Source organism: Lacticaseibacillus salsurae (assembly GCF_045862175.1).
In the GTDB taxonomy this organism is placed as follows: Bacteria; Bacillota; Bacilli; order Lactobacillales; family Lactobacillaceae; genus Lacticaseibacillus; species Lacticaseibacillus salsurae.
Map to the genome: position 1 here is coordinate 1 of NZ_BAAFZI010000071.1, position 8,183 is coordinate 8,183.

Consider the following 8,183-nt stretch of genomic DNA (forward strand, 5'->3'; position numbering starts at 1 on the left):
GCTTGTTTGAAGCCACCAACCGGCAATGGTTAGAACCGATCGATCAAAAGAATTGCGACGAAGATATGGCCCCAAGCGGTCGCATCATCGACTCACAATTATCTGAACACCAAGCAGAAGGGTTTGCCGAAGGGTACACCTTGACCGGGCGGCATGCGCTGTTCACCTCTTATGAAGCTTTCTTGCGCGTGGTAGATTCCATGTTGACGCAACACTTCAAGTGGATGCGCGAAGCCGCCAAAGAAGACTGGCACAAGCCATATCCGTCTTTGAACGTGGTATCGACTTCCACCAGTTTCCAACAAGACCATAACGGCTACACTCACCAAGATCCTGGTATTTTGACTCATTTGGCCGAAAAGAAAGGCGAATTCATTCGTGAATACCTGCCTGCTGACGCGAACTCCTTGTTGGCCATTTCACCAAAAGTCTTCACCAGCCAAAACACCATCAACTTGTTGATCACTTCCAAACAGCCACGGCCACAGTTCTACTCCATTGAAGAAGCCAAAGTTCTGGCGGAAAATGGCTTGAAGCGTATCGATTGGGCTTCTAACGATGACGGCGTGGAACCTGATGTTGTCATTGCCGCAGCTGGCACGGAACCCAACATGGAAAGCCTCGCTGCGATCAACTTGTTGCACGACAACTTCCCAGATCTGAAGTTCCGCTTCATCAACGTGGTGGATCTATTGAAGCTCAAGTCGCCTGACCGCGATCCGCGCGGGTTGTCTGATGACGTTTTTGATGAATACTTCACCAAAGACAAGCCTGTGTTCTTCCAATTCCACGGCTTTGAAGATTTGATCCGCGACATTTTCTTTGATCGCCATAACCACAACTTGCATGTTCACGGCTATCGCGAAGAAGGGGCGATCACCACGCCATTTGATATGCGCGTGTTGAACGAACTGGATCGCTTCCACTTGGCCAAAGACATCATCGAGCACGTTCCAGGTTACGCGGAAAAGTCTGCGGCCTTTGTGCAAAAGATGGATGACACGTTGCAATACCATCATGATTACATTCGCGATACTGGCGAAGATATTCAAGAGGTATTGGATTGGACTTGGCAAGAGATTAAATAGTCCGACTGAAACCAGACTGATTTGGTCTGGTTTTTTTGTATGCCTGAGAACGGCCGGTCGTTTGAATTTGGGACGAAAATCTGCAGGCTACGGCAAAAAGCGCTTCGGCGGGCGGGTCATGGAACGCTATGCCGTTCGTCGGAGCTAACTCGCAAAAACCGCGAGTGGATCTCCTTCTCACTGGGGTCTAAGCGATAAATCGCTAAGACCCCCACGGCTGATGACCCGCCCGCCTCCGCGCTTTTTACCTCCGCCTGCAGCTTTTCTCAGTTGGCGTGCCAAGCCTTGGCCAACCTCCGTCCCAAATTCAAACGACCGTCATGAGGACACTCAGTAATGGGGCTAGTAGGTATGACATACTAGTGGTATGTGATCAGCCAGTTTCTTTGATCGATCCAGAAGATCTATGTTGGAAGCAGGTTAGTCATTGCTGGGGTCTAAGCGAAAAGGGAACCACTATTTGAGAAGCAGCGGCGTTTTGAACTTGCGGCAGGCACTAGTATGTTATACCTACTAGTGCCGGTCTAATCGTTTGGTGATGACGACTAGGCCAACAAATTGGTCGGTTTTTTATCAGTCGTGTCAAAACCGGAGCACTCATTGCGAAATATGTCCCGTTCGCAGTTAGTGAAGAAAGATTCACAGGCGTATATTTTGCATGTGGTGGGGCAAGTTGCTATGCTTAAAGTAACGACAAAGGGGGACGACGAAATGACCGAATTTGCCACATTACAAGACTTCCTGACCCAAACTGACCATGGCCCGTATGTGAGTATTTACTTGAGCAAACTGCCACACCAAGCCTTTGCGGCAACTAGCATCGCCTTGCGCCACCAATTCGACGAGGCGCAAGACGTGATGCGCGAAGCCTTCACTGATACGCCTTGGCCACCTTATGCACAATTGCTTGAATCGATTTTGGACGATCCGGCGCGATTCAATGGTGCCGACCAAGGCATCGGCGTGTTGTGTGATGGCGAGCACGTGCAACTATTTTTCTTGGCAGAGCCAGTCGCTGATGCGGCGATGGTGACCAGCCAACCACAGATCTTGCCGCTATTGGCGGATCACCAAACGCAACATGACTTTGATCTGTTGGTGTTGCAACGCGATCGCATCGCTTTGTTCCATCATGATGGCGAAACCATGCTGGCGATCGACTTGCCTGAAGAGGCCCCGCGGACTTTAGTCGAAGCGTTAGGCGAAGAACAAAGCGGGCCACAGCTCAACTCGATTCGCCAAGGCGCCAGCCAAGTCAGCTACCACGGACATGGCGACAAGTCGGCGGAACAGTTGGCTGACACCAAGCGCTATTTCCAACAAGTGGATGCGTATTTGACCCAAGATCGTGACTTCCCGCTGGCATTATGGGGATTGCCGCAAAACATCGCGCTGTTTCGTAGCGTGAGCCGCAACCCCAACTTAAGCGCAGTCGAATTGGCGCTTAGTCCCAATGATTTCAGTCCGGCGGTGATGGCTCGGGTGGCGGCGACGTTGACTGGCGATTTTGATGCCATGATGCATCATGAATTATTGGCGCAGATCAATGCCGCGCGCGATCGCAAGTGTTTGCGCACCGACTTAACTGCAGTGGCGCAGGCAGTGGCCGTGCATGCAGTGGATCGCTTGTTGATCCAAACCGGGGTGCAAGTCATGGGGCTGCTACAAGACGGTGGCGTGACGACGGACAGTATTCAAGCACGGCACAATAACGTGTTGAATGACTTGGCGATCGCCGTGGTGGCACAAGGCGGTCAAGTCAACTTAATGCCAACTGCGCAATTAGCGCAACCAGTGGTGGCCATTACGCGCTACGCGTTGTAGCCAAGCGCCAAGATCGAGTGGAAACAGCTCGGTCTTTTTATATGGGCAAAGCCTATGTATGACGTCTCGTGATGATGTGGTGGCGCTTTTTTGAAAAATTAAATAACAAAGCAGTCGGATTTTTGCTGCTGAGTCGGGGAAGTATGGGGTCGTGCAACAATAACGCATACATTTTACTAAATCTGGCGTTTTGCTTTGTCTAAATTCGTGCGATAATAGACCTAATTATTCGGATAAAATGACACAAAAAGGGGCATCGTGATGAAAATTGCAGTCGTCGGTTGCACGCATGCAGGCACAGCGGCAGTTCAAGAAATTCTAACCCGACATCCTGATACGATCGTCGATGTGTTTGAGCGCCGCAAAGATATTTCGTTCCTATCTTGTGGGATCGCGTTGTATTTGGAAGGCACTGTGGATAAATTATCGTCGATGTTTTACGCCGATGCCCAAGGCCTAGAAGCCATGGGGCCAAATGTTCATGTGCACTTGCGCTATGACGTGGTGGCGATCGATGCCAAAAAGCATGTCTTGCAAGTGCAAAATATGGTCACCCGCAACAAGTTTTCGCAAAGCTACGACAAGCTGATCATGACCACTGGTAGTTATCCGGTGATCCCGCCGCTACAAGGCATCAGCTTACCGCGGGTGTTGATGTGCAAAAATGCCGACGACGCTGAAAAGATCAAAGCCACTGCTGAAACTGCTGAAACCATTGCGATCATCGGCGGCGGCTATATTGGCGTGGAATTGGCAGAAGCTTACAGCCGCATCGGCAAAAAAGTCTTATTCATTAACGGGGTCCATGGGTTGTTGAGCCACTATGTTGATGAGGCTTTGCGCGATAAGGTGACGGATGAATTGCGCAAGCATGGCGTCAACACCTTCTTTAATGAAACGGCGCTGCGATTTGACAGTGACGGCAAGCGCGCCTTCATTCAAACTGATAAATCTGAACATCATGCAGATCTGGCAGTGGTGTGTGTGGGTTTTCGCGCGATGACAGAATTGTTGCAAGGGCAAGTGGACACCATGGCCAATGGCGCCATTCATGTCAACGACTACATGCAAACCAGCGACCCGGATATTTATGCGGCAGGAGATTCTTGTGCCGTGCATTTTAATCCGACAGGCCATGATGCCTACGCGCCTTTGGCAACGAATGCGGTGCGCCAAGGTAAGCTGGCTGGGCGCAATGTTTTTGGCAATACGATCCGCTACATGGGGACGCAATCTACCAGTGCGATGCGCTTATATGACCAAACCTTGGCTTGCACTGGGATGACTTTGCATCGCGCGTTGCAAATGGGGGTCAAAGCCGCTTCGGTGACTGTCAGTGACAGTTATCGCCCAGAGTTCATGCCTGACGCCTATCCAATCCACATGGTGTTAGTTTATAATGAAAATAACCGCGAGATCTTAGGCGCGCAGTTTTTAAGTCGGCATGAAGTGTCGATGTCAGCGAACTTGATCTCGGTGATGATCCAAAATCACAACACCATCGATGACTTGGCTTATGTCGATATGTTGTTTAATCCATGGTACGATAAACCTTGGAACTACTTGAACATTCTCGGACAAAAAGCGGTGACCCAAGCTGATTCTCTGTAACCAGACGCGGGCGCCAATTAGGTGAACGCAAAGGAGAACGCAATGAGTGTATGGAACTTGATCGGTTTGGCCGCATGGCTGATAATTTTGGCCTATGCGATCTTTATCGCTTGGAATATTCGCAGCCGGCATTTAAAAATGGTCGTGGTTTTTCGCAAGCAACACGTCGGCCGCACCGTTTTGATCGATATGATTGAAGCCGTGGTGTTACTTGGCGCGCTGTATGGCATGAGTTATGTGACGTGGTTGCGGCCAGTGGATTACGCGGATAAAACAGCGATCGCGACCAAATATACTTACGACAAGTTGATGTTACAAACCGACTCGGATCGTTCTTATTTTGTCAGCGTCACGTCTGGTAACGGCAAGCAGCCGGTCCACTATTACACTTATTGGACAGAAGGCTCGAAATATCAGATCTCCAGTCGCAACGCCGATGTGTCGTTTGCCACTGATCCGTTGACCGTGCGCGCTTCGGCATATCCTTGGCCATCTAAAAAACTCGCCCAGTTGGAAAAAACTGACGAGAAAGCTTATGTCGCCACGTATATCGGCACTTATAAGCCAACTTTCTTAAATGGGTTGGGGATGCATGTGGGCCACACCGCGCAGCGCTTCTCGTTGATCCGCATTCCAAATGATACCTTCCAAAAAGTTGAAGCAGCGAAATAAATATGATCGAGCCTGTTGCTAGGCTCGATTTTTTGTTGCGATCAAAGTGACTGATGGCACCAAAAAACGCCTTTGGGCCACGATCTTATTCGTGGCCCAAAGGCGTTTTTTGGTGTTGGGCTATCAATGCCTGCCGAGGTTACTTGCCAGTTGGTTTGTGTTCCATGTAGTCGCGGAGGTTAGCGACGACCGAAGGCTCTGGGTTTTCGCGCATCGCCTTGATGTTGTGGATGTGTTCCACTGAGACATGGCTGTTCAACGCCATCTCAGTATCGGTGAGATTGTTTTTACGTTGGAAGTCGATGATCTCCCGTGAAAATTGGTTGACTTGATCTTTTTCGCTCATGACAATATCCTCCTCGAATTCTTATCTCCAGTATACCCAATTTTGCACCGAATACCCAAATAAGTTGCACTTTCGAACGCTTGTTTGTATAATAAAAGTAAGGAAGTCGCTTTCGTTTTTCGAAGGGGGTCTGGCATATGGTACCTTATGGCTATCTTCAAGAACTCGCAACCCAACAAACCACGCCGATGCGCGTGCGAGTTTGGGAGAATAAGAATGTGATCATTCGCCGCAATCTTGATCAGCATAACGGCTTGGTGACCCAAGTGTGGGATGCGTGGTTGCGCCAAGTGTTACGCCCATTTGGCGGATTTGAACCGCTGATCGAAATCGATGTGTTTGGCACGCAACCAGATATCAAATTTTTCAGTGAAAATCAATTGGCCCAAGCGGTACATTTTGTGTTGCATGTTGACCAGTCGCTACTACCAAGTGTCTAAACCCAAGCAGCCCAGCTACTTGGGTTTTTATTTCGGCTTAATGCTTACAAAAAAGCAGTGAAAATGATTGACTTATAAAAAGTAAGTGATATGATGAACCCGTAATCAAAATTCAGGAGGGCTCATCATGACAGTAATCAATGGCTATGAACAAAGTGATCGCAACGAAAAACTGGATATTTTAAATTTACCATCACTAGAAGCGCGCGCTAAAAAAATCATTCCGCAAGGCGGCTTCGGGTATATCGTTGGTGGGGCAGAAGACGAGTGGACCTTGCAACAAAACACCAAGGCGTTCTCGCATGCACAAATCGTCCCTAAGGCGTTATCCAATATCGAAAACCCTGATCTGTCCACGACGGTATTTGGCATCGATTTGAAGACCCCAGTGATGATGGCCCCAGCTGCCGCTCAAGGCTTGTCTCATAGCCTTGGCGAAAAGGCGACGGCACAAGGCGTGGCAGCAGTCGGCGGCTTGATGAGCCAAAGCACTTATTCTTCTGTATCCATTGCCGACACCCAAGCAGCAGCGCCTGATGCGCCACAATTCTTCCAGTTATACATGTCCAAAGACTGGGACTTTAACAACGCGTTGTTAGATGAAGCGATGAAAGCTGGCGTTAAAGGCATCATTTTAACGGTGGATGCGACTGTTGACGGCTACCGCGAACAAGATATCATCAACAACTTCCAATTCCCGATCCCCATGGCGAACTTGGAACGCTTCGCAGCTGGCGATGGCAAAGGTAAAGGAATCGGTGAGATCTATGCTGCTGCGGCGCAAAAGATCTCTGAAGCGGATGTTCGCCGCATCGCCGAATACACCAAGTTACCCGTGATTGTCAAAGGCATCGAGTCTCCTGAAGACGCTTTGCGCGCGATCGGCGCTGGCGCCAGTGGCATTTATGTGTCTAACCATGGCGGCCGCGAATTAAACGGCGGGCCGGCTGCGTTTGACACCTTAAGCAGTATTGCCAAAGCGGTCAACCATCAAGTGCCGATCATTTTTGATTCTGGTGTGCGCCGTGGCAGTCACGTGTTCAAAGCCTTGGCCAGTGGGGCGGATCTGGTGGCCTTTGCGCGGCCAGTACTTTACGGCTTGGCGTTAGGCGGGGCTTTAGGGGTCCAAAGCGTGTTTGAGCAAATCGATCATGAATTAGAGATCATTATGCAACTGGCTGGGACGCAAGACATCGAAGCCGTTAAGCATGCGCCACTGACGCATTTTCACTACGAAAACTAACTTGTAAGCCTCACCATGGTATAATAACAGTGAGGTGAACGCAGATGAAGGTTTTGATTTTATACGCATCGATCACAGGTAACGCCAAAGGCATGGCGCGGATCTTGGTGCAATTCTTCGAGCATTTTCACGCTGAGGTGACCCTTGGCGAAATGCAACAAACTGATGCCGCCAAGTTATTGGATTATGATGCGGTGATCTTGTCGACTTATACCTGGTCTGGTGGGGTGATCCCAGAAGAGACCCAAGATTTCTATGAGGATCTCAAAACCTTGGACTTTTCCAAAAAGCCTTTGGTGTTTGGTATCGCTGGCACTGGCGATAAGTTCTATGGCCAAGATCGCTACAACACCGCGCCAGATCACTTTGCCGCGGTGTTGACGCAAAGTGGTGCCATCCAAGGCGCCAGCCCGATCAAAATCGAACAAGGCGCCACGCAAGCAGATATGCCGGCGTTTAATGCGTTCACTCAAGCGGTTATGGCAAAGGTCGCGTCGCTACAACACTAGCGGCGCCAAGCGGAGGTGAGTCGAATGGATGAATTTGTTTTCTTTAATCCTGGGGATGCGATCGCCAATGACTATGATTATGCAGCAGCGCGGCGCTCAGCGCAGATCTATAAAGCCGCGCATGTTGAAGATCGTGGTTTGGTGGTGGCCAAAGACGCACAAGGTCGATTTGCAGTGTTTTACGAAGGTGCGGACGCTACCCAAGATCCGGCCACGAGTAAATACACGATTTTGGCCCACTTATGATGAGGCAGTGAGTTGAATAAAATGTGGTATCGCGGCGGGCTGCTCGGGCTCGCCGTTTTGTTAGGTGGGGTATTATGGGGTCTGTGTCAACTGGTGTTGAAGAATAAATATATCATTCGGGAAGATCTCCATGATAGGAGGTCTTTTTGTTATTTTTAGGCGGTCTGTTGGTAGATGCGATTGAAGAAGTTGGTTTGGTTACTG

General features: G+C 49.7%; 9 protein-coding genes. 8 read left to right on the plus strand and 1 reads right to left on the minus strand.

Annotation, left to right across the window (positions count from 1 at the left end):
* The 4 genes from ACKTSG_RS12870 to ACKTSG_RS12885 form a co-directional block, all read left to right on the plus strand.
* Window positions 1-1,088, plus strand: a 1,088-nt coding sequence (locus ACKTSG_RS12870) for a phosphoketolase family protein (RefSeq protein ID WP_491062200.1), incomplete at its 5' end; no start/stop codon positions are given.
* A 711-nt stretch (window positions 1,089-1,799) separates the two neighbouring features.
* Window positions 1,800-2,912: a baeRF6 domain-containing protein gene (locus ACKTSG_RS12875; RefSeq protein ID WP_407895315.1), complete on the plus strand. Its 1,113-nt coding sequence runs from the start codon at window positions 1,800-1,802 to the stop codon at window positions 2,910-2,912.
* 261 nt (window positions 2,913-3,173) lie between these two features.
* Window positions 3,174-4,523, plus strand: coding sequence for an FAD-dependent oxidoreductase (locus ACKTSG_RS12880; protein WP_407895317.1), 1,350 nt, complete (start codon window positions 3,174-3,176; stop codon window positions 4,521-4,523).
* 42 nt (window positions 4,524-4,565) lie between these two features.
* Window positions 4,566-5,195, plus strand: a complete 630-nt coding sequence (locus ACKTSG_RS12885) for an LVIS_2131 family protein (protein WP_407895319.1) — start codon at window positions 4,566-4,568, stop codon at window positions 5,193-5,195.
* A 139-nt stretch (window positions 5,196-5,334) separates the two neighbouring features.
* Here ACKTSG_RS12885 and ACKTSG_RS12890 read toward each other — a convergent pair whose 3' ends face one another.
* Window positions 5,335-5,541: an LBP_cg2779 family protein gene (locus ACKTSG_RS12890; protein WP_407895321.1), complete on the minus strand. Its 207-nt coding sequence runs from the start codon at window positions 5,539-5,541 to the stop codon at window positions 5,335-5,337.
* Between the two features lie 137 nt (window positions 5,542-5,678).
* On the opposite strand from ACKTSG_RS12890, the gene ACKTSG_RS12895 reads away from it, so the two are divergent.
* The 4 genes from ACKTSG_RS12895 to ACKTSG_RS12910 all read left to right on the plus strand — a co-directional run bounded on the left by ACKTSG_RS12895 (window position 5,679) and on the right by ACKTSG_RS12910 (window position 7,979).
* Window positions 5,679-5,981 (plus strand): hypothetical protein, encoded by a 303-nt coding sequence (locus ACKTSG_RS12895; protein WP_407895323.1) that lies wholly within the window; start codon window positions 5,679-5,681, stop codon window positions 5,979-5,981.
* Between the two features lie 127 nt (window positions 5,982-6,108).
* Window positions 6,109-7,224 (plus strand): lactate oxidase, encoded by a 1,116-nt coding sequence (locus ACKTSG_RS12900; RefSeq protein ID WP_407895325.1) that lies wholly within the window; start codon window positions 6,109-6,111, stop codon window positions 7,222-7,224.
* 44 nt (window positions 7,225-7,268) lie between these two features.
* The gene (locus ACKTSG_RS12905; protein ID WP_407895327.1) at window positions 7,269-7,733 is read left to right on the plus strand and encodes a flavodoxin domain-containing protein; all 465 of its coding nucleotides are present in this window, start codon (window positions 7,269-7,271) and stop codon (window positions 7,731-7,733) included.
* Between the two features lie 24 nt (window positions 7,734-7,757).
* Window positions 7,758-7,979 carry a hypothetical protein gene (locus ACKTSG_RS12910; protein ID WP_407895329.1) on the plus strand — a complete coding sequence of 74 codons (222 nt, stop codon included), beginning with the start codon at window positions 7,758-7,760 and terminating at the stop codon, window positions 7,977-7,979.
* Window positions 7,980-8,183 lie beyond the last annotated feature (204 nt).

Bases quoted from the DNA above. Each gene is read 5' to 3' on its own strand.
- ACKTSG_RS12875 (WP_407895315.1), top strand. From the start codon at position 1,800: ATGACCGAATTTGCCACATTACAAGACTTCCTGACCCAAACTGACCAT.
- ACKTSG_RS12880 (WP_407895317.1), top strand. From the start codon at position 3,174: ATGAAAATTGCAGTCGTCGGTTGCACGCATGCAGGCACAGCGGCAGTT.
- ACKTSG_RS12885 (WP_407895319.1), top strand. From the start codon at position 4,566: ATGAGTGTATGGAACTTGATCGGTTTGGCCGCATGGCTGATAATTTTG.
- ACKTSG_RS12890 (WP_407895321.1), bottom strand. From the start codon at position 5,541: ATGAGCGAAAAAGATCAAGTCAACCAATTTTCACGGGAGATCATCGAC.
- ACKTSG_RS12895 (WP_407895323.1), top strand. From the start codon at position 5,679: ATGGTACCTTATGGCTATCTTCAAGAACTCGCAACCCAACAAACCACG.
- ACKTSG_RS12900 (WP_407895325.1), top strand. From the start codon at position 6,109: ATGACAGTAATCAATGGCTATGAACAAAGTGATCGCAACGAAAAACTG.
- ACKTSG_RS12905 (WP_407895327.1), top strand. From the start codon at position 7,269: ATGAAGGTTTTGATTTTATACGCATCGATCACAGGTAACGCCAAAGGC.
- ACKTSG_RS12910 (WP_407895329.1), top strand. From the start codon at position 7,758: ATGGATGAATTTGTTTTCTTTAATCCTGGGGATGCGATCGCCAATGAC.